24 protein-coding genes and 2 pseudogenes are annotated in these 20,993 nt (G+C 72.8%); 14 read left to right on the top strand and 12 right to left on the bottom strand.

What is annotated here, in order from left to right; all coding sequences use genetic code 11:
• Positions 1–84 precede the first annotated feature (84 nt).
• From AQJ64_RS09530 to AQJ64_RS09520, 3 genes are all read left to right on the top strand, one after another.
• The gene (locus AQJ64_RS09530) at positions 85–1,374 is read left to right on the top strand and encodes an ROK family transcriptional regulator (RefSeq protein ID WP_055635306.1); all 1,290 of its coding nucleotides are present in this window, start codon (positions 85–87) and stop codon (positions 1,372–1,374) included.
• Positions 1,375–1,431: 57 nt separating this feature from the next.
• Positions 1,432–1,659: a hypothetical protein gene (locus AQJ64_RS09525; protein WP_055635305.1), complete on the top strand. Its 228-nt coding sequence runs from the start codon at positions 1,432–1,434 to the stop codon at positions 1,657–1,659.
• A gap of 263 nt (positions 1,660–1,922) precedes the next feature.
• Positions 1,923–2,576: a hypothetical protein gene (locus AQJ64_RS09520; RefSeq protein WP_055635304.1), complete on the top strand. Its 654-nt coding sequence runs from the start codon at positions 1,923–1,925 to the stop codon at positions 2,574–2,576.
• Here the strand turns inward: AQJ64_RS09520 and AQJ64_RS09515 are convergent.
• Together AQJ64_RS09515 and AQJ64_RS09510 are read right to left on the bottom strand one after the other, a co-directional pair.
• Positions 2,573–3,559: an SDR family NAD(P)-dependent oxidoreductase gene (locus AQJ64_RS09515; protein ID WP_398683738.1), complete on the bottom strand. Its 987-nt coding sequence runs from the start codon at positions 3,557–3,559 to the stop codon at positions 2,573–2,575. The two genes, AQJ64_RS09520 and AQJ64_RS09515, sit on opposite strands and share 4 nt — an antisense overlap.
• A gap of 34 nt (positions 3,560–3,593) precedes the next feature.
• Positions 3,594–4,616 (bottom strand): PHP domain-containing protein, encoded by a 1,023-nt coding sequence (locus AQJ64_RS09510; RefSeq protein WP_055635302.1) that lies wholly within the window; start codon positions 4,614–4,616, stop codon positions 3,594–3,596.
• 112 nt (positions 4,617–4,728) lie between these two features.
• Here AQJ64_RS09510 and AQJ64_RS09505 point away from each other — a divergent pair, with 112 nt between their 5' ends.
• Positions 4,729–4,968: a hypothetical protein gene (locus tag AQJ64_RS09505; protein ID WP_055635301.1), complete on the top strand. Its 240-nt coding sequence runs from the start codon at positions 4,729–4,731 to the stop codon at positions 4,966–4,968.
• Positions 4,969–5,028: 60 nt separating this feature from the next.
• Here the strand turns inward: AQJ64_RS09505 and AQJ64_RS09500 are convergent, their stop codons facing one another.
• Entirely contained in the window at positions 5,029–5,739 is a 711-nt protein-coding gene (locus tag AQJ64_RS09500) for a VanZ family protein (RefSeq protein WP_055635300.1), read from the bottom strand.
• A 95-nt stretch (positions 5,740–5,834) separates the two neighbouring features.
• Complete coding sequence (locus AQJ64_RS09495) at positions 5,835–6,497, bottom strand: DUF4230 domain-containing protein (RefSeq protein WP_055635299.1); 663 nt, start codon at positions 6,495–6,497, stop codon at positions 5,835–5,837.
• Positions 6,498–6,875: 378 nt separating this feature from the next.
• On the opposite strand from AQJ64_RS09495, the gene AQJ64_RS09490 reads away from it, so the two are divergent.
• Both AQJ64_RS09490 and tuf read left to right on the top strand, forming a co-directional pair.
• Positions 6,876–7,829 (top strand): ribose-phosphate diphosphokinase, encoded by a 954-nt coding sequence (locus AQJ64_RS09490; protein ID WP_055635298.1) that lies wholly within the window; start codon positions 6,876–6,878, stop codon positions 7,827–7,829.
• A gap of 56 nt (positions 7,830–7,885) precedes the next feature.
• Complete coding sequence (gene tuf, locus AQJ64_RS09485) at positions 7,886–9,079, top strand: elongation factor Tu (protein ID WP_055635297.1); 1,194 nt, start codon at positions 7,886–7,888, stop codon at positions 9,077–9,079.
• A 66-nt stretch (positions 9,080–9,145) separates the two neighbouring features.
• Here tuf and AQJ64_RS09480 read toward each other — a convergent pair whose 3' ends face one another.
• Positions 9,146–9,526, bottom strand: a complete 381-nt coding sequence (locus tag AQJ64_RS09480) for an anti-sigma factor antagonist (protein WP_055635296.1) — start codon at positions 9,524–9,526, stop codon at positions 9,146–9,148.
• A 191-nt stretch (positions 9,527–9,717) separates the two neighbouring features.
• Positions 9,718–10,185: a MarR family winged helix-turn-helix transcriptional regulator gene (locus tag AQJ64_RS09475; protein WP_055635295.1), complete on the bottom strand. Its 468-nt coding sequence runs from the start codon at positions 10,183–10,185 to the stop codon at positions 9,718–9,720.
• Positions 10,186–10,289: 104 nt separating this feature from the next.
• On the opposite strand from AQJ64_RS09475, the gene AQJ64_RS09470 reads away from it, so the two are divergent.
• Positions 10,290–11,744 carry an aldehyde dehydrogenase family protein gene (locus tag AQJ64_RS09470; protein ID WP_055635294.1) on the top strand — a complete coding sequence of 485 codons (1,455 nt, stop codon included), beginning with the start codon at positions 10,290–10,292 and terminating at the stop codon, positions 11,742–11,744.
• A 30-nt stretch (positions 11,745–11,774) separates the two neighbouring features.
• Positions 11,775–12,881 carry an NAD(P)-dependent alcohol dehydrogenase gene (locus AQJ64_RS09465; protein WP_055635293.1) on the top strand — a complete coding sequence of 369 codons (1,107 nt, stop codon included), beginning with the start codon at positions 11,775–11,777 and terminating at the stop codon, positions 12,879–12,881.
• Between the two features lie 24 nt (positions 12,882–12,905).
• On the opposite strand, the pseudogene AQJ64_RS45500 reads toward AQJ64_RS09465, so the two are convergent.
• A pseudogene (locus AQJ64_RS45500) lies at positions 12,906–13,154 on the bottom strand (zinc-binding dehydrogenase); the annotation flags it as partial.
• Between AQJ64_RS45500 and AQJ64_RS09460 the strand changes: the two are divergent.
• Positions 13,135–13,635, top strand: a pseudogene (locus tag AQJ64_RS09460) (GlxA family transcriptional regulator); the annotation flags it as partial. The pseudogenes AQJ64_RS45500 and AQJ64_RS09460 sit on opposite strands and share 20 nt — an antisense overlap.
• Before the next feature lie 61 nt (positions 13,636–13,696).
• Positions 13,697–14,548: a hypothetical protein gene (locus AQJ64_RS09455; protein ID WP_055635292.1), complete on the top strand. Its 852-nt coding sequence runs from the start codon at positions 13,697–13,699 to the stop codon at positions 14,546–14,548.
• Between the two features lie 7 nt (positions 14,549–14,555).
• Here the strand turns inward: AQJ64_RS09455 and AQJ64_RS09450 are convergent, their stop codons facing one another.
• Together AQJ64_RS09450 and AQJ64_RS09445 are read right to left on the bottom strand one after the other, a co-directional pair.
• Positions 14,556–15,119, bottom strand: a complete 564-nt coding sequence (locus tag AQJ64_RS09450; RefSeq protein WP_055635291.1) for a TetR/AcrR family transcriptional regulator — start codon at positions 15,117–15,119, stop codon at positions 14,556–14,558.
• Positions 15,116–15,478 carry a DUF1304 domain-containing protein gene (locus tag AQJ64_RS09445; RefSeq protein ID WP_055635290.1) on the bottom strand — a complete coding sequence of 121 codons (363 nt, stop codon included), beginning with the start codon at positions 15,476–15,478 and terminating at the stop codon, positions 15,116–15,118. The genes AQJ64_RS09450 and AQJ64_RS09445 overlap by 4 nt, the downstream gene beginning before the upstream one ends.
• A 137-nt stretch (positions 15,479–15,615) precedes the next feature.
• On the opposite strand from AQJ64_RS09445, the gene AQJ64_RS09440 reads away from it, so the two are divergent.
• On the top strand, positions 15,616–16,083 hold the full coding sequence (locus tag AQJ64_RS09440; RefSeq protein WP_055638842.1) for a hypothetical protein: 468 nt from the start codon (positions 15,616–15,618) through the stop codon (positions 16,081–16,083).
• A 151-nt stretch (positions 16,084–16,234) separates the two neighbouring features.
• On the opposite strand, the gene AQJ64_RS09435 is transcribed toward AQJ64_RS09440, so the two are convergent.
• Positions 16,235–16,681, bottom strand: coding sequence for a nitroreductase family deazaflavin-dependent oxidoreductase (locus AQJ64_RS09435; protein ID WP_055638841.1), 447 nt, complete (start codon positions 16,679–16,681; stop codon positions 16,235–16,237).
• A 134-nt stretch (positions 16,682–16,815) separates the two neighbouring features.
• On the opposite strand from AQJ64_RS09435, the gene AQJ64_RS09430 reads away from it, so the two are divergent.
• Positions 16,816–17,244 carry a nuclear transport factor 2 family protein gene (locus tag AQJ64_RS09430; RefSeq protein WP_055638840.1) on the top strand — a complete coding sequence of 143 codons (429 nt, stop codon included), beginning with the start codon at positions 16,816–16,818 and terminating at the stop codon, positions 17,242–17,244.
• Between the two features lie 11 nt (positions 17,245–17,255).
• On the opposite strand, the gene AQJ64_RS09425 is transcribed toward AQJ64_RS09430, so the two are convergent.
• Complete coding sequence (locus AQJ64_RS09425; protein ID WP_055638839.1) at positions 17,256–17,879, bottom strand: LysE family transporter; 624 nt, start codon at positions 17,877–17,879, stop codon at positions 17,256–17,258.
• 365 nt (positions 17,880–18,244) lie between these two features.
• On the opposite strand from AQJ64_RS09425, the gene AQJ64_RS09420 reads away from it, so the two are divergent.
• Positions 18,245–19,462 carry a cytochrome P450 gene (locus tag AQJ64_RS09420; RefSeq protein ID WP_055638838.1) on the top strand — a complete coding sequence of 406 codons (1,218 nt, stop codon included), beginning with the start codon at positions 18,245–18,247 and terminating at the stop codon, positions 19,460–19,462.
• A gap of 11 nt (positions 19,463–19,473) precedes the next feature.
• Complete coding sequence (locus tag AQJ64_RS09415) at positions 19,474–19,698, top strand: ferredoxin (RefSeq protein WP_055638837.1); 225 nt, start codon at positions 19,474–19,476, stop codon at positions 19,696–19,698.
• A gap of 30 nt (positions 19,699–19,728) precedes the next feature.
• Here the strand turns inward: AQJ64_RS09415 and AQJ64_RS09410 are convergent, their stop codons facing one another.
• Entirely contained in the window at positions 19,729–20,928 is a 1,200-nt protein-coding gene (locus AQJ64_RS09410) for a serine hydrolase domain-containing protein (RefSeq protein ID WP_055638836.1), read from the bottom strand.
• Positions 20,929–20,993: the final 65 nt, after the last annotated feature.

The raw sequence follows: 20,993 nt of genomic DNA, 5'->3' as shown, positions 1-20,993 counted from the left end.
CATGAACTAAGGGTTGGAGGAAGTCGCGCCCGGCCCGTCCCTGAGGGTATGTTGCAGATCGGGCAGGGGTGCGAAAGGAGCGTCATGACGGGGCGGAACGGGCGTACGGTACGCGATCTCAGGCGGGCCAACCGCACGGCCGTCCTGCAACGGCTCTACTTCGACGGCCCCCTCAGCCGCTTCGAGCTGGGCCCCGCCACCGGCCTCAGCTCCGGCTCCATCAGCAACGTCGTCGCCGACCTGGTCGCCGACGGACTGGTCGAGGAGGCCGGCAGCGTCGACTCCGACGGCGGCCGCCCCCGCATCCTGCTGCGCGTGGCCCCCGGCAGCGGCCACATGATCGGCGTGGACGTCGGCGAGACCCGGGTGAGGATCGAGCTGTTCGACCTCACCCTCACCGAACTCGCCCGCGCGGAGCGCCCGTTGGAGGCGCAGCGATACGAGGTCGAGGGGATCGTCGGCCACATCCGGGACGGTGTCGCCGAGGTGCTCGCGACAGCCGGCCTCGCCCCCGGACGGCTCCTGGGCGTCGGCATCGGCGTCCCCGGCATCGTCGAGCACACCCCGGACGGCGGCGCCGTCGTGCACGGACAGACGATCGGCTGGGACGCCGTCCCGCTGGAGGCGCTGCTGCGCGAGGGCTCCCCGCTGCCCGGCACCGTCCCGTACTTCATCGACAACGGCGCCAGGACCCTCGGTCAGGCCGAGATGTGGTTCGGCGCCGGACGCGGGGCCCGCAACGCCGTCGTGGTCCTCTTCGGCTCCGGCGTCGGCGCCAGCCTCGTCACCCCCGAGGCGGAACAGGGCCGGGCCCTCGAATGGGGGCACCTGACGGTGCGGGTCCGGGGCCGCCGCTGCCGGTGCGGCGCCCTCGGCTGTCTGGAGGCGTACGCGGGGGCCGAGGCGCTCCTCGACCGCTGGCGCGAGGAGGGCGGCCGGCCGCCCGCGGACACGGACGAGGAGAGCGCGCTCGCCGCGATGCTCGCCGCCGCCCACCCGGACGACGGCACCGAGGGCGACCCGGTCGCCCGCGCCGTCCTGGAGGAGACCGCCGAGTACGTGGGCGCCGGCCTCTCCGACCTGATCAATCTCTTCCAGCCCGAGCGCATCCTCATCGGCGGCTGGGCGGGCCTCCAGCTGGGCGCCCGCCTGCTGCCCGCCGTACGCCGCCACGCCACCGCCTACGCCCTCGGCCACCCCGCCCGCAGGGTCACCGTGGACCTCGGCAGGCTCGGCCCCGACGCGGTCACCGTGGGCGCGGCGATCCTCCCGCTCGCGGACTTCTTCGCGCACGGCGGCCGACGCCCCGAACCGCGGCCCGATCTCCCCCGGCCGGCCTGGCACACGGCCCTGGAGGAGCGCACCCCGCACTGAGGTTTCGCCGGCCGCGGCCGAGGTACCCGCCACCGCCCCCCCCGAAGGGAGCACACCGTGGCCGCCCACCGCGAGGAGAGCCCCGGCGAGACCGGCCCTCCGATCCCCCGAGACCTGCCCGACCAGCAGACCCGCCCGGGCGAGGACCCCTGGGACGTCACCGCCCCCGATCTGCCCGACACCGAACTCCCCGACACCGACGAGGCCGGCACCGGCCGCCGGGGCGCCCCCCGCCCGGCCGGCGTCCGCCCGGGGCAGCCGGTCCCCGACGAGCCGTCCGACTGAGCCGAGACACGGGTGCGGCGCCGCCGGCCCGGATGCGACCATCGCCGCATGGCTAAGTGGGCGACGTACGTCGTGGTGCCGCACGACGCCGCACACGAGGTGGACGAGGCGCGTTTCGGAGCGGTGGGCATCGACCACGACCTGCTGGCCGGCCCCGATGTCGTCCTGCCGGCCGTACGCGCCCGCCGCCGCGTGGACGAGTGGCGCGGGGACTGGATGTGCGAGGCGGCGGCCCTGTTCGACCTGCGCCGCCGCCTCCTGCTGTGCTCCGCGCGAGCGAGGGCCCGGTCACGGAGTTCCGGCACCGCGCCGTCACCTGGCGGGCGATCGCCCGCGCCTGGCCCGGCTGGGACCTGCGGTGGACCTACGACGGCCCCGCCGACCCGCGCCGCCGCCTCGGCCTGGACCCGGCCGAGGTGCGCGAGCGGGACCGCAAGGTGTACCCGGCCCCCTCCCTCGGCCCGGACGACGAGGAGTTCCTGGAACGCGATCCGCTCGTCACCGCCGTCACGGTCGGCGACCGCCGCCGCCACCTGCTGGCGGCGATCGACGACCACCCGGTGACCGAGGGCCCGGCCCTCCTCGACCGGCCCGCGGACGCCCATGACCACGGCCGCTGCACCGTGGCGGCCGGGGCCGGTGTCCACCTCGACCCGGTTCGGCGCCGGGTCGGCTGGTGGACCATGAGCGCGGCGGCGGAGGCCGGGGAGATGGGCGCGCGCCGGCCCGGCTGGACGGTGGAGTGCCGGCAGGACCGATGGGAGGAGCACGCCCGGGCGGCTCCCGGCCTGCTGCTCCCGCCTCGGGTGAACCCGGAGCAGGCGCTCGCCGAGCTGCGGGAGGACGCCGTGGAGTGCACCGGACGCCGCGGGCCCCGCTCTCCGGGCGGACGACGCCACTTTCGACACACGCCCTAGGGGGCGAACGCGTTCACCCCGGTCAGCTCGGCCGACAGCTCCCACAGCCGGGACGCCTGCTCGCGGTCCGTCGCCCAGCCCTTCACGCCGGTCCGCTCGCCGTTCTCCGGAGCGGGTTCGGCGATGTCGCAGTCCTCCAGATAGACGCCGCCCATGCCGTCCAGCTGCGGGGAGGTCGCCGCCCACACCTGGGTGGCCGCGCCCTGCTCCGGCGTCTTGAAGCCCGGCTGCGGGATCGGGTTGCCGTCCTCGTCGATCCAGCCGTTCGCCATCATCTCCTCCCTCGGCAGATACCGCTGGAGGGGCGTGAGGATGCCACCCGGGTGGAGCGCGAAGGCCCGTACGCCGCGGTCCCGGGCGAGCGCGTCGAGGTGCACGGCGAACAGCACGTTCGCCGTCTTGGCCTGCCCGTACGCCAGCCACTTGTCGTAGTCCCGCCGCCAGTGGACGTCGTCCCAGCGGATGCCGGAGAAGTGGTGGCCGCGCGAGGACACCGACACCACCCGCGCCCCGCCGGGCTCGATCGCCGGCCACAGCCGGTTCACCAGGGCGAAGTGACCGAGGTGGTTCGTGGCGAACTGCGCCTCCCAGCCCGGTCCGACCCGCGTCTCCGGGCAGGCCATGATGCCGGCGTTGTCGATCACGAGGTCGAGTGTGCGGCCCGAGGCGAGGAAGCGGTCGGCGAAGGCGCGCACGCTGTCCAGGTCACCGAGGTCGAGCTCGTCCACCTCGACGTTCTCGATGCCGTCGAGGTTCTCCCGTGCCGTCTGCGGGCGCCGCGCCGGGACGACGACCCGGGCGCCGGCCTTCACCAGCGCACGGGTGGTCTCCAGGCCGATTCCGGAGTAGCCGCCCGTCACGATCGCCAGGCGTCCGCCCAGATCGATGCCCCGCAGGACGTCGTCGGCGGTGCTCGTGGCGCCGAAGCCCGAGCCGATCTTGTGCTGTGCGGTGTTGCCGTTGGTCATGTCGCTGTTGCTCATGTCCGAAACGCTACGAATTGGAGTGCGCTCGAAGTCAAGCGGAGGCGTCCTTCCGGGACCACTCCAGCAGCCGGTCCACCGGCCAGGTCGTCACGATCCGGTCGGCGGGCACCCCGCACTCCTCGGCCCGCGCGCAGCCGAGGATCTGCCAGTCCAGCTGGCCGGGCGCGTGCGCGTCGGTGTCGACCGAGAACAGCACCCCCGCCCCGACCGCCCGCCGCAGCAGCCGCCGGGGCGGGTCCAGCCGCTCGGGCCTGCTGTTGATCTCCACGGCCGTGCCCGCGGCGGCGCACGCCGCGAACACCTCGTCCGCGTCGAACTCCGACTCCGGCCGCTCCCGCCCCCGCACCAGCCGCCCCGTGCAGTGCCCGAGGACGTTCGCGTGCGGATCCCGTACGGCCTTCAGCATGCGCCGGGTCATCGCCCGCTTCTCCATCCGCAGTGTGGAGTGCACGGACACCACGACCACGTCCAGCCGGTCGAGCAGCCCGGGCTCCTGGTCCAGGGAGCCGTCCTCCAGGATGTCGCACTCGATACCGGTCAGCAGCCGGAACGGCGCCCAGGCCGCGTTCAGCTCCTCGACCACCTCCAGTTGGGCGCGCAGCCGCTCCGGCGACAGCCCCCGGGCCACCGTCAGCCGTGGCGAGTGGTCGGTCAGGACGGCCCATTCATGGCCGAGGGCGGCAGCCGTCCGGCCCATCTCGTCGATCGGGCTGCCGCCGTCCGACCAGTCGGAGTGCAGATGGCAGTCGCCGCGCAGCAGCTCCCGCAGCTGCTCCCCGGCGCCGTCGGTGAGCGGCCGCCCCACCTCGTCCTGGAGTTTCCGCAGGTAGGACGGCACCTCGCCGGCCAGCGCCTCGCGCACGACCTGGGCCGTCTTCGGCCCCACGCCCTTCAGCGACTCCAGCGTGCCGGCCCCGGCCCGTCCGGCCACCTCGCCCTCGGGCAGCCCCGCCAGCACCCGGGCGGCGGTACGGAACGCCTTCACGCGGTACGTCGGCGCCAGGGACCGCTCCAGCAGGAAGGCGATCCGGTCCAGGGCCTCGAGGGGATCCATCGGCACCTCCTGGCTCCAGCGTTGCCCAGCACGGCGTCCGACGCACGACGGACGCCCCGGTGGTCGTTTTCCGACGATCCGTACCGACCGGTTGCGATTTACGCTCTATGGCATGACCGAAGTCGCGAGCCCCTTTATGAACCAGCCACGGATCATCGTGCTCGGGGTGCAGCCGGGCAGACCCCCGTTCCGGATCGTGGAAATCGACGGCGAAGTGGTCGGTTCGGCGCATACCCTCACCGACGTCCTGGAGACGGCCGCCGCGTTCGGCATCATCGTCCACGACCTCGACGACCCCAATGTCGTGCGGTGGGTGGGCGGCGACAAGTACACCTGGAGGCCGCGCCCCTAGGGCGTGTGTCGAAAGTCCCGTCTGGCCTCCGGACGGACGACGCCACTTTCGACACACGCCCTAGGAGACACCCCGCCGGGGCCGGGGAGCGTGCACCGCGCGGCTCATACGGCGTCCGAGCAGCAGGTATCCGACGAGCGCGCCGGTCGTGTTGAGGATGACGTCGTCGATGTCGAAGGCGCGCCCGGTGATGAGCGCGCCCTGCGCGAACTCCACCAGCAGCATCACGGACGCCGTCAGCACCAGCACGCGCAGCACCCCGCGCGCCTTGGGCGCGAGCACCGGCACGAGGATGCCGAAGGGCACCCCGAGCAGCACGTTCCCGCCGATCTGCTTGACCGCGTCGCGCAGCGCGGGCTGGTCCAGATAGGCCCGCAGCGACCGCCCCGGGTGCAGGTTGGAGTGCACGAGCGCCTCGGAGGCGGGCGAGGGCTCCAGTGTCAGCCGTGCCAGCACGACGGCGAACCCCACCATGAAGGCGAAGGCGAACAGCATCGCGAGGAGCCGCAGTGGGAAGGGCAGCGGCCGGGGGCCGGAACGCGCCGGTTCCTTCTTCTTCTCGGGTGTGGCCTTGTTCTCGGGTGCGGTCTTCTTGCCGGACGCGGCCTTCTTCCGGGGGGCCGTCTTCTCTCGGGGTGCCGCCTTTTTCCCGGACGCGGCCTTCTTCTCAGGGGCCGCCCTTGTCTCGGCTGCGGCCGGGCCGGGCGGCTGTTCGCCCCTGGGCGGGCGCAGGCGGAACACGGTGCGTGGGCGTGAGGCTGCACGGGCCATGCTGTCCTCCAGTCGGCAACTTACCTGCGTCGTAAAGCGGTTACCCGCTGAGGACCCGAGGATGCGCACGGCCCGTGGGAACCCCGCTCGGCCGGTCAGGACGCGTAGGTGACCTTGACCTCCTTGAAGCCGAGGGAGTGCAGCAGGCCCTCCAGCATGTCGGTGGTGTTGGTCTCGGCGCGCGCGGTCAGCTCGCTGTCCTTCGCCGCCTCGCCGATGTGCTTCACGGCGAGCTTCTGGACGGCCTGCTCGCTGTTGGGGTTGTCCGAGAAGAGATCGCCGAGGCGGTCCAGGAGACCGCGCTGCTTGGAGACCGCGTAGGAGCGGTCCGGGTCGAGTGCCGGCTTGCCGAGCCGGGCGTGCGGCAGCCGCAGCGTGGCCGACGTACGGTCGCCGTCGACCGTCACGTCGTCGTCGCCCAGCCTGCCGAGGTCGACATAGGCGTCCACGGTGCCCGCCCCCACGTACAGGGTGCGGGTGCCGCGGAGGGCGTCCGGGAGGTATTTGGCGTCCTTCTCCAGGTCCACGACGACCTGGAAGTTGCCGGAGGCGGCGTCGTAACGGCTCATGTCCTGGATGGACTTGAGCAGGGCGGGGCCCGAGCGGTCCTTGGTCTCGGTGCCGAAGAACTCGCGCAGCCCGGGCAGCAGGCTGAGCCGGATCCCGGCGAACATCACGGTGAGCACGACCACGACCGCGATGAGCACCTTGGCCCAGCCGGGTATGCGCCCCTGAAGGCGCTTGACGGGAGTCGTCATGGCGACGGCCCTCCTTCCTGTCAGGACGGATTCCCGTCGATTCCCGTCAAAGCCCTTGGCGGACGCCCTTGTTGACGACCTGTGACAGAACGCGAGGCCGTGGGCCACGATCACCCGGCCCGCCGGGGTCTTCGCGATCACGGAGGCGGTCCTCACCGGGCCGTCCTCACCCGGCCGTCCTCACCCGGCCGGCCCAGTCGGCGGGCCGCACGGCACGGCGAGGCGCACCGGCGGCCGGGGACCGGATTCCCGGGCGTCCGGCGGCGGTGCCCGCGGTGCCCGAGGGGCTCCTGAGGGTGGGCGGAACGGGCGGGGTCCGTAGCATGAGAGATCCCGTGAGAGATCCCCTCCAGTCGGGCCTGGTCGAGGAGTCCTTTCGTGCGAGACATCTCCGTGTTCAGCGGCAGCGCCCACCCCGAGCTGGCCGCCGAGGTCTGTTCCCATCTGGGTGTGCCGTTGAGCCCGACCCGGCTCAGCAGGTTCGCCAACGACTGCCTGGAGGTCCAGCTCCAGGCCAACTGCCGGGAGAGGGACGTCTTCCTGGTCCAGCCCCTGGTGAAGCCCGTGCAGGAGCACCTCGTGGAGCTGCTGCTGATGTGCGACGCGGCCCGCGGCGCCTCCGCCGGCCGGATCACCGTGGTCATGCCGCACTACTCCTACGCCCGCTCCGACAAGAAGGACGCGCCCCGGATCTCCCTGGGCGGCCGTCTGGTCGCCGATCTGATGGCGGCGGCCGGGGTCCACCGGGTCCTCGCCATGACCCTGCACTCACCGCAGGTGCACGGCTTCTTCTCGATGCCCGTGGACCATCTGCACGCCCGCCGTGAGCTGGCCGCCCACTTCCGCCGCTACGACCTGACCTCCACCACGGTCGTCTCGCCCGACCTCGGCAACGCCAAGGAGGCCGCCGCCTTCGCCCGGATGATCGGCGCCCAGGTGGCGGCCGGCGCCAAGCAGCGCTACGCCGACGACCGGGTGAGCATCAACTCCGTGATCGGCGAGGTCACCGGGCGGGACGTCATCGTCCTCGACGACGAGATCGCCAAGGGCAGTACCGTCCTCGAACTCCTCGACCGGCTGCGGGAGCTTCAGCCGCGCTCGATCCGGGTGGCGTGCACGCACGGCCTGTTCGCGGCGGGGGCCCTCAAGCGGCTCAGCGAGCAGCCCGACGTCCTGGAGATCGTCTGCACCAACACCGTGCCGGTGCCCTCCGAGGAGCACACCGACAAGCTGCGGATCCTGTCCATCGCCCCCGCCCTGGCCGAGGCCGTGCGCCGTATTCACAACGGTGAGTCCGTCAGCGCCCTGTTCGACGCGGCCCGCAGCGAATAGACAGGAAGGAGTGGATACGCGCATGTCGTCACCCATGTGACCAGGGAGGGCTCGCAGTGGCGAAGGCGAAGTTCGAGCGGACCAAACCCCATGTCAACATCGGCACCATCGGGCACATCGACCACGGCAAGACGACCCTCACGGCGGCCATCACCAAGGTGCTGCACGACAAGTTCCCCCAGCTCAACCCCTTCACCCCGTTCGACCAGATCGACAAGGCGCCCGAGGAGCGGCAGCGCGGCATCACCATCTCCATCGCCCATGTGGAGTACCAGACCGAGCGCCGGCACTACGCGCACGTGGACTGCCCCGGTCACGCCGACTACATCAAGAACATGATCACCGGCGCGGCCCAGATGGACGGCGCGATCCTGGTGGTCGCGGGTACGGACGGGCCGATGCCGCAGACCAAGGAGCATGTGCTGCTGGCCCGGCAGGTGGGTGTGCCGTACATCGTCGTCGCCCTCAACAAGACCGACATGGTCGACGACGAGGAGATCCTGGAGCTGGTCGAGCTGGAGGTGCGCGAACTGCTCACCGAGTACGAGTTCCCGGGCGACGAGGTGCCCGTCGTACGGATCTCCGCGCTGCGGGCCCTGGAGGGCGACCCGCGGTGGACGCAGTCGGTGCTGGACCTGCTGGACGCGGTCGACGAGGCGGTGCCGGAACCGCAGCGGGACGTGGACAGGCCGTTCCTGATGCCGATCGAGGACGTCTTCACCATCACCGGGCGCGGGACGGTCGTCACCGGCCGCATCGAGCGCGGCACGCTGCGGGTCAACAGCGAGGTGGAGATCATCGGCATCCACCGGCAGAAGACCAGGAGCACGGTCACCGGTGTGGAGATGTTCCGCAAGCTCCTCGACGAGGGCCGGGCCGGGGAGAACGTCGGCCTGCTGCTGCGGGGGGTCAAACGGGACGAGGTGGAGCGGGGCCAGGTGGTGATCGAACCGGGCTCGGTCACCCCGCACACCCGGTTCGAGGCACGGGCGTACATCCTGTCCAAGGACGAGGGGGGCCGGCACACGCCGTTCTTCCAGAACTACCGCCCGCAGTTCTACTTCCGTACGACGGACGTGACGGGCGTGGTGACCCTGCCGGAGGGCACCGAGATGGTCATGCCGGGCGACAACACCACCATGCTCGTGGAACTGATCCAGCCGATCGCGATGGAGGAGGGGCTGAAGTTCGCCATCCGCGAGGGCGGGCGGACCGTGGGGGCCGGACAGGTGACGAAGATCGTCCGGTAGGGCCGGGAGCGGGAACCGCCGGGTGGCGCTCGGCCGCGACGGCCGTCGGGTGGCCGCGGAGCGCGGTCATAAGGTGCCGGACGTGGCCTCGGGCTGCCCCAGGGCCGCGTCCAGCGTGCTGGCGGGCGGCAGTAACCGGTGCAGTCCGGTGGCCTTGAGGACGCGCAGGGCCAGCGGGTGGGTGCAGACCAGACGGAGCTCGCCGTCCTGGTCGAGCACCCGGCTGCGGGCCCGGTACAGCAGGCGGAGCCCGGAGCAGTCGAAGAAGTCGATCAGCGACAGGTCGATGACCACCCGGGGCGCGGGCCCGGCGGTCGCCTCGTCGAGCCGCGGACCGATCTCCGTCGCCGCGACGATGTCGATCTCGCCGTGGAACTCCAGCACCGTGTACCCCCGCTCCTGCCGGACGCACAGGTGCGGGGTGTCCGCGGCGGGTTCCTGCTGCACGACGACATCGCCTCCAACCCGCTCCACCGGTCGGGAGCCTCCAACGGCGGGGCAGCGCACGGCACTTCCCCGCCCCAGCAAGGTACCCCCGATAGAGTGAATTTCAGCATGTTCGATTGACATATGTCTTCGAAATTCGGGCGTGTCTTGAGCGAGTTTTTTCGCGCCGTGAGCGAAGGGGTGCGAGAAGCTTACGAGAGGGCCTGCCATGCCTTGGACAGGGCTGTCCGGAACTGCTCCGTCTGGTGGGCCGTGAGCTCCCGCACCATCCGCTCCTCCAGCTCCCGCACGGGCTGCGCGCACTGCTCCAGCAGGGTGCGCGCCTCGTCGGTCAGCAGGATCAGCAGCTCGCGCCGGTTGCGCGGATTGCGCTCGCGGCGGATCAGGCCACGGTTCTCCAGTGAGCGCACCAGATCGGCGATGGACTGGGCGGTCACGAAGGAGTCCCTGGCCAGCTGGGCGGCGGACAGTCCGTCGTGCCGCTCCAGCACGGTCAGCGCCGTGTACTGCAGGGCGGTGATGCCGGACGGCTTGACGAGTTCGTCCAGCCGGGATCGCACGACGAGCTCCACCTGCTTCACCATGTAGAGCAGGGACGGGGGAGCCTTGTGGGGCGGACGCGCGGGAGTCGCCGCCTGGGTCGTCTGGGTGCCGGCCATGAGTCCGAGCGTAGACCATTGACAGGAAACCTGTCTGTAATGAGACTGCGGACCAACAGGAATCCTGTTAGTTGAAATCTTGGCGACGATGCTGAGGAGTGGCGATGACCACCTTCGAGATCGACCCCGGTCGACTGTTCATCGGGGGACAGTGGCGCGAGGCCGCGGACGGAGCGCGGACCGAGGTGGTCGACCCGTCCCGGGGCGCGGTCGTCACCACCGTCGCGGAGGCGGGCGCCGCCGACGTGGACGCCGCGGTGCGGGCCGCCCGCGAGGCCTTCGACTCCGGCCGGTGGTCCGGGCTCAGCGGGCGTGAGCGCGGGCGGGTCCTGCTGCGGGTGGCCCAGCTGATCCGCGAGGAGGCCGACGAGATCGCCCGGCTGGAGAGCCTGGACGTCGGCAAGCCGATCACCCTGGCCCACGCGGTCGACGTCACCAACGCGGCCAACGACTACGAGTACTACGCCACCCTCGCCTTCTCCCTGGAGGGCGGCAACCGCGACACCCCGATGAACGCCCTCGCCTACACCCAGCGCGGCCCGATCGGCGTCGTCGCCGCCATCACCCCCTTCAACTTCCCCCTGATCCTGGCCGGTTCGAAGCTCGCTCCGGCCCTCGCCGCGGGCAACACCGTCGTCCACAAGCCCGCCGACGAGACCCCGCTGAGCGCCCTGTACATGGCGGGCCTGCTCCAGCGGGCCGGTGTGCCCGACGGCGTCGTCAACGTCGTCACCGGCACCGGCCCGGTCGCCGGCGAGGCGCTGCTGCGGCACCCCGGCGTCGACAAGATCGCCTTCACCGGCTCCACCGCGATCGGCCGGCACGTCGCGGGCATCGCCGGCGAGAACCTCAAGCAGGTCACCATGGAACTCGGCGGCAACGCCGCGCACCTCGTCTTCGAGGACGCCGACCTGGAGAAGGCCGTCGGCGCGGTCATCAAGGGCTTCGTCTTCAACACCGGCCAGTTCTGCATGGGCGGCCCACGCCTGCTGGTGGCCCGCCCGGTCTACAGCACCCTGCTGAACATCCTCGCCGAGGCCGTCCCCGGTGTGCCCGTGGGCGACCCGCGCGCGGCGGAGACCGTCGTCGGACCCATGGCGGGGGAGAAGCACCTGCGCAAGGTCGAGGAGTACGTCGACCTCGCCCGCAAGGAGGGCGCCCGCATCGTCTGCGGCGGTGAGCGTCTCGACCTCGACGGCGGCTACTACTACCGGCCCACCGTCATCGCCGACCTCCCGGGCGACTCCCGTGTCATCCAGGAGGAGATCTTCGGCCCGGTCCTCACCGTCCAGCCCTTCGACGACGAGGACGAGGCCGTCGCCCTCGCCAACTCCACGCCGTACGGCCTGGCTTCGGGTGTGCAGACCGGCAACCTGGCCCGCGCCCACCGGGTCGCCGACCGCCTCCAGGCCGGCATCGTCTGGGTCAACGACTGGGCCATGCTCGACCCGGCCGTCCCGTTCGGCGGGGTCAAGGACTCCGGCTTCGGGCGCGAATACGGCCCCGAGGCTCTCGCCTCGTACACCAAGGTCAAGTCCGTCGTCGTCTCGCTCGACTGAACGCGCCGTACAGCAAAGGGAGTTCCACCGATGTCCATCACCACACGCGCGGCCGTCGTAGAGTCCGCGGGAGCGCCGTTCACTCTCTCCGAGGTCGTCCTGGACGAGCCCGGCCCGAACGAGGCGGTCGTCCGGCTGGTGGCGGCCGGCCTGTGCCACACCGACCTGGGCGTGCAGAGCGGCGGGCTGCCCTTCCCGCTGCCGGGTGTCCTCGGCCACGAGGGCGCGGGGGTCGTGGAGGCGGTCGGAGCCGCCGTCACCGGGGTGGCCCCCGGCGACCACGTCGTCCTGTCCTTCACCTCCTGCGGCGCGTGCCGCAACTGCCACGGCGGCCACCCCGCCTACTGCGCGACCTGGCTGCCGCTGAACCTCATCGGGGGCCGCCGCGCCGACGGCAGCAGCACCATCAGCCGTGACGGTGAGCCGCTCGGCGGTCACTTCTTCGGCCAGTCCTCCTTCGCGGAGCGGGCCCTGGTCGACGAGCGCAGCCTGGTCAAGGTCGACCCCGACGTACCCCTGACGTCCATCGCCCCGCTGGGCTGCGGTGTGCAGACGGGGGTCGGCGCCGTCTGGAACGTACTGAAGCCCACCGCCGGTGACACGGTCGTCGTCCTCGGCGCCGGAGCCGTCGGCCTGTCCGCCGTCATGGCCGCCGCCCTCGGCCCCGCCACCACGATCATCGCCGTCGACCGGGTCGCCGAACGACTGGCCCTCGCCAAGGAGTTGGGCGCCACCCACACCGTGGACGCCGGACAGGCCACGCTCGGCGAGGCCGTCGCCGAGATCACCGGCGGCCGGGGTGCCGACGGCATCGTGGAGACCACGGGCAGTACGGCCGTGCTGCGCCAGGGAGTCGACGCGCTCGCCGCCCGCGGCACCCTGGTCGTCGTGGGCGCACCGCCGTTCGGCAGCGAAGTCGCCCTGGACGTCAACGGGTTGCTCGGCGGCAAGCGGGTCGTCGGCCTCACCCTCGGCGACAGTGAGACGCAGACCTTCATCCCCGCCCTGGTGGAGCTGGTCAAGGCGGGGCGGCTCCCGCTGGACCGGCTGATCGGCACCTACGCCTTCGAGGACATCGGCCAGGCGGTCCAGGACATGACCTCGGGCAAGACCATCAAGCCGGTGCTGACCTTCTGACGGACGTGCCCCTTCGAGGGGCCGTCAGTCCACCGTCAGGACCAGCTTCCCGGTGGTCCGGCCGGTGTCGCCGAGCCGGTGCGCCTCGGCGGCATCGGCCAGCGGGAAGGTCCCCGCGATCGTCGCGCGCAACCGCCCCGTCTCCACCAGCTCGGCGATCGTCCGCATCCCGGCCCGGTCGGCGTCCACGAGCATCCGCACCGCGCGCACCCCGAGCCGCTCGGCCTCCTCCTCGAGCTCCCGCGACCCCGTCGGCAGGATCGACACCACGACCCGCGCCGCCTCCGGCGTCGACATCTGTCTGCATCTGATCCGCAAGGACCACGGCAGCGAACTCGCCAACAAGGTGGCCCGCCGCTGTGTGGTGCCGCCGTTCCGTGACGGCGGTCAGGCGAAGTACATCGAACAGCCGGTGCCCGAGGCCGGTCCGGCGAGCACGGCGGCCACCCGGGCCTGGGCCCTGGAGCACCTGGGTGAACCCCTCACCCTCGCCGACCTCGCCACGCACGCCCGGATGAGCCTGCGTACCTTCGCCCGCCGCTTCCAGGACGAGGTGGGCGTCAGCCCCGGCCGCTGGCTGATCCAGCAGCGGGTGGTGCACGCCCGGCACCTGCCGGAGGCCAGCGACCTCCCGGTGGACCAGATCGCCGGCCGGGTCGGCTTCGCCACCGGCGCCTCGCTGCGCCAGCACCTCCACGCGGCGATCGGGGTCTCGCCGCAGGCCTACCGCCGAACGTTCCAGACGGCCCGCTGAACGTACCGGCCCGCTCCGGCGTCGTAGGGACACGGGATCGGCCGGAGGGACGGGGACGCGCATGCGCAGAGGGCTGGCGGCGGTGACGGCGGCACTGGTGGCGGCCGTGGGCTGCGGGGCGGGGGAGAAGGCGGACCTGGTCGTCGAGGGATCGCCGCCGGCGACGCCGTACGCCGGACCGCTGGACATCGCGACGACGACCCGCGACACGTACACCCCGCAGGCCCTGCTCGCCGAGTCCGGTGCCGCGGGGCGGGCGCTGGAGTGCGACGGCGAGATCTACGACGGCGGCGGCCCCGACGGCTGGAGCGGCGGCGACGGCGGTGACTCCCCGGAGGACGGGCTCCGGCTCTTCTTCGACATGTTCGATCCGCAGATGCCGCGCTCCGGTTACCGGGTGGAGCGCTCGGCGGACGGCCGGGTCCTGTACTCGTACGACGTCGGCGGCCGGACGAAGGTCGCGGTCGTGGTCGCCGAGGACCAGAAGGGCAGACCGGGCTGGGGCCCGGAGACGAACGCCTCCTGCGACCCGGCCGAACTCCCCGCGAGCTACACCGACTCCCTCGGCCTCGAGATCTGGACCGACAGTGCCGGGAAACGCGTCCCGACCACCACCCTGACCAGCTACGCCGGGGCGGAGCACTGCGGCTGGGAGACGGCGCACTTCCTGGGGATCGCCCGGGGCGAGGGCTATCGGCAGTACGTCCGCGACCCCGACGGTGTGCTCGCGTCCGTCCTGCTCACCACCCCGTACGACGACGACGTCCGGATGCCGGCCGACGCCCAGGACACCGGATACCGCTACGGCCACTGGCGGTTGTGGCTGACGAAGGACCGTACGACGGCCTACGTCCGCACCTCCGACGGCGTCGAGGCCTGGCCGCTGGCGAAGGAGCCGATCGCCTGCAAGTGACCGCCGTTCAGCGGCTGGCGTGCAGCGCGACCAGCAACTGCCAGACCTGGTCGGCGATCTCACCGGGGGAGCCGCCGAGGTCGCCGTGCAGCCAGTCGGCCAGCACGCCGGCGAAGGTGGCGGCGACGGCCGAGGCCACCAGCGGGGCGTCGGCCGCGCCCGCCCGTTCACGCTCCCGCAGGCTGTAGGCCCGCAGGTCCCGGTGCAGTACCCGGCCGAGCGGACCGCCGCCGCCCGGCGCGAGCAGGGTGCGGTAGAGCGGGGCGTGCGGGGTGAGCGAGGCGAAGAACTCCGCCAGGGCGGCCGGCGCCCGCACCGGGTCCGGCCGCCCCTGCCAGGCGTGCAACGCCTCCACGGCCTCGCGTACGACATCCGCGCACGCGTCGACGGCCAGGGCCTCGAGGTCGGGGTAGTGCACGTAGAAGGTGGCCCGGCCGACACCGGCCCGCCGCACCAGCGCCGCCACGCCCACCTCCTCCAGCGGCCGCTCCGCGCACTCCGCCAGCAGCGCGGCCCGCAACCGGGCCCGCGTCCGGGCCGCCCTCGGGTCCTCGGCCTCCGCCCGGATCACCGCGCGACGAGCACGGCGGCCAGGGCGAGCGCGCCGGGCAGGGCCTGGGCGACCAGGATCCGCCGGTTGGCGGTGACCGCGCCGTACACGCCCGCGACGATCACGCACGACAGGAAGAACACCTGTGCCGCGAACCCGGTCGGATCCCCGGCGACGAGCCCCCACACCAGTCCCGCCGCCAGAAACCCGTTGTACAGCCCCTGGTTGGCGGCCATCGGGGCCGTGCGCCGCGCCATCTCCGCGTCGAACCCGTGGAAGCCCATCCCCGGCTTCTTCTGCCACAGGAACATCTCCATCACGAGGATGTAGAGATGCAGCACCGCCACCAGCGCGACCAGCACATCGGCCAGAATTTCCATGATCTCCCTCAACTTCCTGGACAGGTGTCCACTATAACCGGACACCTGTCCAGGAAGTCCAGGGGGGTGTGACGTCGAGGGGCGGGGCCGGGGCCGTCCCGGGGTGCGGGGGTGCGGGCCGTGGCCACACTGGAGACATGACCCGAGCACCGGCACGCACCGCGCAGCAGCGCAAGCACGACACGCTCCACCGGCTGGAACACGACGTCGACGTCTGGGTCGCCACGGCCGCCGAGGACGGCGGCGCCCCCCAGCTGGCCCCGCTCTCCTACGTCTGGGACGGCGCCGTCCTGCTGGTCGCCGCTCCGGTCACCACCCCCACCGGCCGTGCCCTGCACGACACCGGTGTGGCACGCCTCGCCGTCGGCCCGGCCGACGACGTGGTCATGATCGAGGGCGTGGCGGTCGCCGTCCCGCCCGCCGACCTCCCGGAGGAGGACGCCGAGATCTTCGCCGGCAAGACCGGTTTCGACCCCCGTGAACTGGCCGCGCCCCACCTGTACTTCCTCATCCGTCCGCAGCGGATCCGTTCCTGGCGGACCCGCGAGGAGGAGACCGGGGAGTGCGAGGTGATGCGGGACGGGGAGTGGCTGGTGGCCGGCTGAGCCCCGGCCGTCGGCGACGCGGTCCCCGGGGCAGGCAGGGGCCCCGCCGCGACGGGGGAGCGCGGCGGGGCCTGACTGTCGGGTGCCCGGTGCGGGCCGGTTCATGCGGCCCGGCGGCAGATTTTTCTACGCGTTCGCCGCCGCCGTGGGGTCAGCCGGTCTGCGGCTCGGCGACGAACACGGGAATCTCCCGGTCGGTCTTCTCCTGGTAGTCGGCGTACGGCGGATACGCGGCGACGGCACGCTCCCACCACTGGGCCTTCTCCGCACCGCTGATCTCACGGACCGTCATGTCCTGCTTCTCGGGACCGTCCTGGAGCTCCACCTCCGGGTCGGCCCTGAGGTTGTGGTACCAGACCGGGTGGGTGGGTGCCCCGCCCTGGGAGGCGACGAGCGCGTACCGTCCGTCGTGCTCGACCCGCATCAGCGGGGTCTTGCGGAGCTTGCCGCTGCGGGCGCCCCGGGTGGTCAGCAGGATGACCGGGAGCCCCGTCTCCTGCAGTGTCGTCCCCTCGGTGCCGCCGGAGCTCTCGTACAGCTCCACCTGCTCGCGCACCCACTGGGTCGGGCTGGGCTCGTACTCACCTTTGAGGGGCATGGCATCCGTCCCTTCGTCACATGGTCGTTCGCGACCGGCTGACCCCTTCAACACCGGCGCCCCCTCGATTCATCCGCACCCCCTTACCTCACGGGTCATCGCGCGGTCCGCACCCCACCGGCACACTCGGAGCCATGACGAAGACGACGGACACCCGTGCCGTGATCGAGGAGCTGCTGCGCCGTATCGGCGAGGGCGACCCGGAGCGGATCGCCGCCCTGTACGCCGACGGCGTCGACTGGCGGCTGTCCTGGCCCGAGGACGAGCACGGCCGCGCCGAGACGCCCTGGATCCGCCACCGTGCCACCGGCGCCGAGGCGGCCGACCACTTCCGGGCCCTGGCCGCCCACCACACGCCCGGGGCGGCGGACACGCGCGTGGAGCGCGTCCTCGTCGACGGTGCCGACGCGGTGGTGCTGGGCGAGATCCGTCAGACCGCCGCCCCCACCGGACGCTCCTACCGGGCCGGATTCGCCCTGCACCTCTCCGTCGCCGACGGCCTGGTCGTCCGCCACCACGTCTACGAGGACAGCCTGGCCGTCGCGCGGGCCTTCACCCCCTGACCCACCCGGGCCTACACCATCATCCCGACGGCCAGCACGGTCATCACCCCGCTCGACACGAGCGCGGTCGCCAGGCGGCCGCGGTGGCCGGTCAGGGTCCGGCCGAGCAGGGCGCCGCCGCCGGCCAGCAGCAGTTGCCAGCTCGCGGACGCGGCGAAGGCGGCGAGCACGAACACGCCCTGTTCCAGGGGGTGTACGGCGTCCGTGCCGCCGGTGCCGAGCACCAGCGCGGCGAAGTAGACGACGGTGGTCGGGTTGAGCAGCGTGATGCCGAGCAGAGCGAGGTAGGCCCGGGCGGCGGTGGGTGGGGTGGGTACGGAGCGGGTGGCGAGCCGGTGGGCCCGGTAGTGGCGTACGGCCGTCAGGGCGCCGCGCGCCGCGAGGGCCAGCAGCACCAGGGCCGAGGCCCAGCGCAGCGGCACCAGCACCGGCCGCAGCGCGGCGGCGAGCGCGGACCCGCCGACCGTGGCCAGGAGGGCGTAGAGCCCGTCGGCGGTGGCGACGCCGAGCGCGGCGCACGCGCCGGTGCGCAGGGAGGTGCGGGCGGTGAGGGAGACGAGATAGGTCGCGACGGCCCCGACGGGTACGGCGATGCCGTAGCCCGCGATCAGGCCCGCGACGAGCGCGGCCGTCACGGACGCGCGGGATCGGGCCTCCGGGGACGGCCGGGCTGCTGCTGGAGCCGTGCCGGAAGGACGGCGTCGGACGTCAGCGGCAGGGGAACGGCGTATCGAGACATGGCCGGATCCTGCGCCCCACCCCCACCCGCCGGCAAGCGGTTTTCCCGTCGCGAGGCGGGCGCACGCCCCGCAGAGCCTCCGCAGAGCCTCCGCAGAGCCTCCGCAGAGCCCCCGCAGAGCCCCCGCAGAGCCCAGCGGAGTGGACGGTTCCGGCCATCTTGTCCCTTTCGCCGATCTGGCCGAACTCCCTGTCGTTCTATAGATGCCCAGGGCATCTAATGAAGATCGGTACGACGCGCCCTTCGTCTGCGAGGTCTCTCATGACGGAACTGTCGGAACTCCCCCCACTGTCGAAGCCGGTCGCCTTCCCCCAGGACCGCACCTGTCCCTTCCACCCGCCCACGGCCTACGACCCCCTGCGCACCGCCCGCCCGCTGTCCCGCGTCACCCTCTACGACGGCCGCACCGCCTGGGCGGTCACCGGCCACGACACGGCCCGCGCCCTGCTCGCGGACCCCCGGCTGTCCACCGACCGCACCCGGCCCGGCTACCCGGCGACCTCCCCGCGCTTCGCGGCGCTGCTCGACCGCCGGGCCGCCCTCCTCAACGTCGACGACCCCGAACACCACGCCCAGCGCCGGATGCTGGTCGCGAACTTCACACTGAAACGCGCCGCCGCGCTGCGCCCCGCCATCCAGCGGATCGTCGACGAGCGGATCGACGCGATGCTCGCCCAGGGCCCGTCCGCCGAGCTGGTCTCCGCCTTCGCGCTGCCGGTGCCGTCCACGGTGATCTGCGAGCTGCTCGGAGTGCCGTACGCCGATCACGAGTTCTTCGAGGAGCAGTCCCGGCGGATGCTGCGCAGCCGGGTGCCCGAGGAGGTGGTCGACGCCCGGGAGCGGCTCGACGTGTACCTCGGCGCGCTGATCGACCGCAAGGCGGCCGGCCCGCCCGGCGACGGCGTCCTCGACGTCCTGGTCCACGAGCGGCTGCGCGACGGCACCGTGGACCGCGAGGGCGCGATCGCCCTGGCCGTCATCCTGCTGGTCGCGGGACACGAGACGACCGCCAACATGATCTCCCTCGGCACGTACACCCTGCTCCGGCACCCCGACCGGCTGGCCGAACTGCGCGCCGACCCCGCGCTGCTGCCGGCCGCCGTCGAGGAGCTGATGCGGATGCTGTCCATCGCGGACGGGCTGCTGCGGCTGGCCACCGAGGACATCGAGGTGGGCGGCACCACCATCCGGGCCGGGGACGGCGTGGTCTTCTCCACCTCGGTCATCAACCGCGACGAGACCGCCTACCCCGAACCCGACACCCTCGACTGGCACCGCTCCGCCCGCCACCACGTGGCGTTCGGCTTCGGCATCCACCAGTGCCTCGGCCAGAACCTGGCCCGCGCCGAGCTGGAGATCGCGCTCGGCACCCTCTTCGCGCGCCTGCCCGGCCTGCGGCTCGCGATCCCGGCCGAGGACGCCCGCTGGAAACCCGGCGACACCATCCAGGGGATGCTCGAACTCCCCGTGACCTGGTGAGAGGCACCGCCATGCACGGCGACACACCCACCCGCGGGCACATCCGCGTCGACCGGGACGTCTGTATCGGGGCCGGCCAGTGCGCGCTGGCCGCACCGGGCGTCTTCACCCAGGACGACGACGGCTTCAGCGTGCTGCTGCCCGGCCGGGAGGACGGCGCCGGGGACCCGATGGTCCGGGAGGCCGCGCGGGCCTGTCCGGTCGGCGCGATCAAGGTGCCCGGACCGGAGGGGTGACCGGCCGGGTGGCCCGCAGGAGCCCCCGGGTCAGCCCCTGCCCCGCAGCAGGGCGCAGACGAAGTCCTCCTGGAGGGCGCGCATCCGCACCAGCACGGCGGGCGTCTGGGCCGCGTTGATCTGACGTGTCACCGAGAACGTCAGGGAGCGGCGGCCGTCCGGGGTCGCGGCCATCAGCTGGGTGTACCCGGGGAAGTTGCCGGTGTGCCCGAGCACCACACCGCAGCGCGTCTGGTAGCGGAAGATGCCCAGGCCGGTGCTGTTGCGTCCCGGCCCGGCCGGCTCCGAGGCCCCGGACCGCCACCGCCGCTGCTCCCGCACGACCTTCTCGCCGTACAGCGCGCCCCCGGCGTAGCCGCGGACGAACCGGGTCGCGTCGGCGGGCGTGGAGACGATCCCGCCGGACGCCCAGGCACCGGAGGCGCTCAGCAGCTCGCTGACGTCCACCGGCGGCCCGGGCGGGGAGACGTCGTACCCGTGGAGATGGGGCACGGGCAGCCGGTAGCCCTGCGGCAGGCTGGTGTGGCGCAGCCCCAGCGGCCGGTACACCAGCGTGCGCAGCAGCTTCTCGTACGGCGTCCCGGTGACCGCCTCCGCCATCAGCGCGACGGCGATGTTGTCGGAGTTGGAGTAGTGGTACCGGCTCCCGGGCGAGAAGCGCAGGGGCCGGCCGGCCACGTAGTCGAGCAGGTGGTGCGGGTCGAAGCGGCGGTGCGGGTCGGCCTGCACCTGGGCGCGGAACACGGGGGACTCCGTGTAGTCCGGCAGCCCGCTGGTGTGGTTGAGGAGCTGCCGGAGTGTCACCTTGCCCCAGGCGGCAGGGAGTTGGGGGAGACGTGCGCGCAGGGTGTCGTCCAGCCGCAGCCGGTGACGGTCCACCAGGCTCAGCGCCACCGCCCCGCTGAACGCCTTGGCCGTGCTGGCGATCCGCATGTGGTCGGTCGTCCGGGGTGCCCGGCCCGTGCCGAGGTCGGCGACACCCGCCCGGACGACCCGTGTCCTCCCGTCCCCGCGCAGCACGGCGATCGCCCCCGGCGGCCCACCGGGACCGTCGACGAACGCCGCCAGCCGGCGCTGCAGCGTACGGTCGTCCGGGGTCCCCGAGGCGGCACCGGCCGGGTCGGCCACGGCGGCCGGGGCCAGCGCGCCCAGGCAGACGGCGAGGACGGACAGGGCCCGCGGCCGCCGCCGGAGCGGGGTGCGGCGGGCGGGTGCGGAAGGCAGCGGCATGGGGGCTCCCGGGAGTGAACGGCCAAGAAGGCAAGCCTCCGTGCGCCCCGGGCGGATCGCCGCCC

The organism is Streptomyces griseoruber (assembly GCF_001514205.1).
Lineage (GTDB): Bacteria > Actinomycetota > Actinomycetes > Streptomycetales > Streptomycetaceae > Streptomyces > Streptomyces griseoruber.
This window is presented reverse-complemented; position numbering and strand designations above follow the sequence as displayed.

Coding starts and splice junctions, on each gene's coding strand:
- AQJ64_RS09505 (WP_055635301.1), top strand. CDS start 4,729: ATGACCGAAGTCGCGAGCCCCTTTATGAACCAGCCACGGATCATCGTG.
- AQJ64_RS09470 (WP_055635294.1), top strand. CDS start 10,290: ATGACCACCTTCGAGATCGACCCCGGTCGACTGTTCATCGGGGGACAG.
- AQJ64_RS09445 (WP_055635290.1), bottom strand. CDS start 15,478: ATGGAAATTCTGGCCGATGTGCTGGTCGCGCTGGTGGCGGTGCTGCAT.
- AQJ64_RS09435 (WP_055638841.1), bottom strand. CDS start 16,681: ATGCCCCTCAAAGGTGAGTACGAGCCCAGCCCGACCCAGTGGGTGCGC.
- AQJ64_RS09440 (WP_055638842.1), top strand. CDS start 15,616: ATGACCCGAGCACCGGCACGCACCGCGCAGCAGCGCAAGCACGACACG.
- AQJ64_RS09430 (WP_055638840.1), top strand. CDS start 16,816: ATGACGAAGACGACGGACACCCGTGCCGTGATCGAGGAGCTGCTGCGC.
- AQJ64_RS09415 (WP_055638837.1), top strand. CDS start 19,474: ATGCACGGCGACACACCCACCCGCGGGCACATCCGCGTCGACCGGGAC.
- AQJ64_RS09420 (WP_055638838.1), top strand. CDS start 18,245: ATGACGGAACTGTCGGAACTCCCCCCACTGTCGAAGCCGGTCGCCTTC.
- AQJ64_RS09465 (WP_055635293.1), top strand. CDS start 11,775: ATGTCCATCACCACACGCGCGGCCGTCGTAGAGTCCGCGGGAGCGCCG.
- AQJ64_RS09455 (WP_055635292.1), top strand. CDS start 13,697: ATGCGCAGAGGGCTGGCGGCGGTGACGGCGGCACTGGTGGCGGCCGTG.
- AQJ64_RS09410 (WP_055638836.1), bottom strand. CDS start 20,928: ATGCCGCTGCCTTCCGCACCCGCCCGCCGCACCCCGCTCCGGCGGCGG.
- AQJ64_RS09495 (WP_055635299.1), bottom strand. CDS start 6,497: ATGACGACTCCCGTCAAGCGCCTTCAGGGGCGCATACCCGGCTGGGCC.
- AQJ64_RS09515 (WP_398683738.1), bottom strand. CDS start 3,559: ATGAGCAACAGCGACATGACCAACGGCAACACCGCACAGCACAAGATC.
- AQJ64_RS09510 (WP_055635302.1), bottom strand. CDS start 4,616: ATGGATCCCCTCGAGGCCCTGGACCGGATCGCCTTCCTGCTGGAGCGG.
- AQJ64_RS09475 (WP_055635295.1), bottom strand. CDS start 10,185: ATGGCCGGCACCCAGACGACCCAGGCGGCGACTCCCGCGCGTCCGCCC.
- AQJ64_RS09530 (WP_055635306.1), top strand. CDS start 85: ATGACGGGGCGGAACGGGCGTACGGTACGCGATCTCAGGCGGGCCAAC.
- AQJ64_RS09500 (WP_055635300.1), bottom strand. CDS start 5,739: ATGGCCCGTGCAGCCTCACGCCCACGCACCGTGTTCCGCCTGCGCCCG.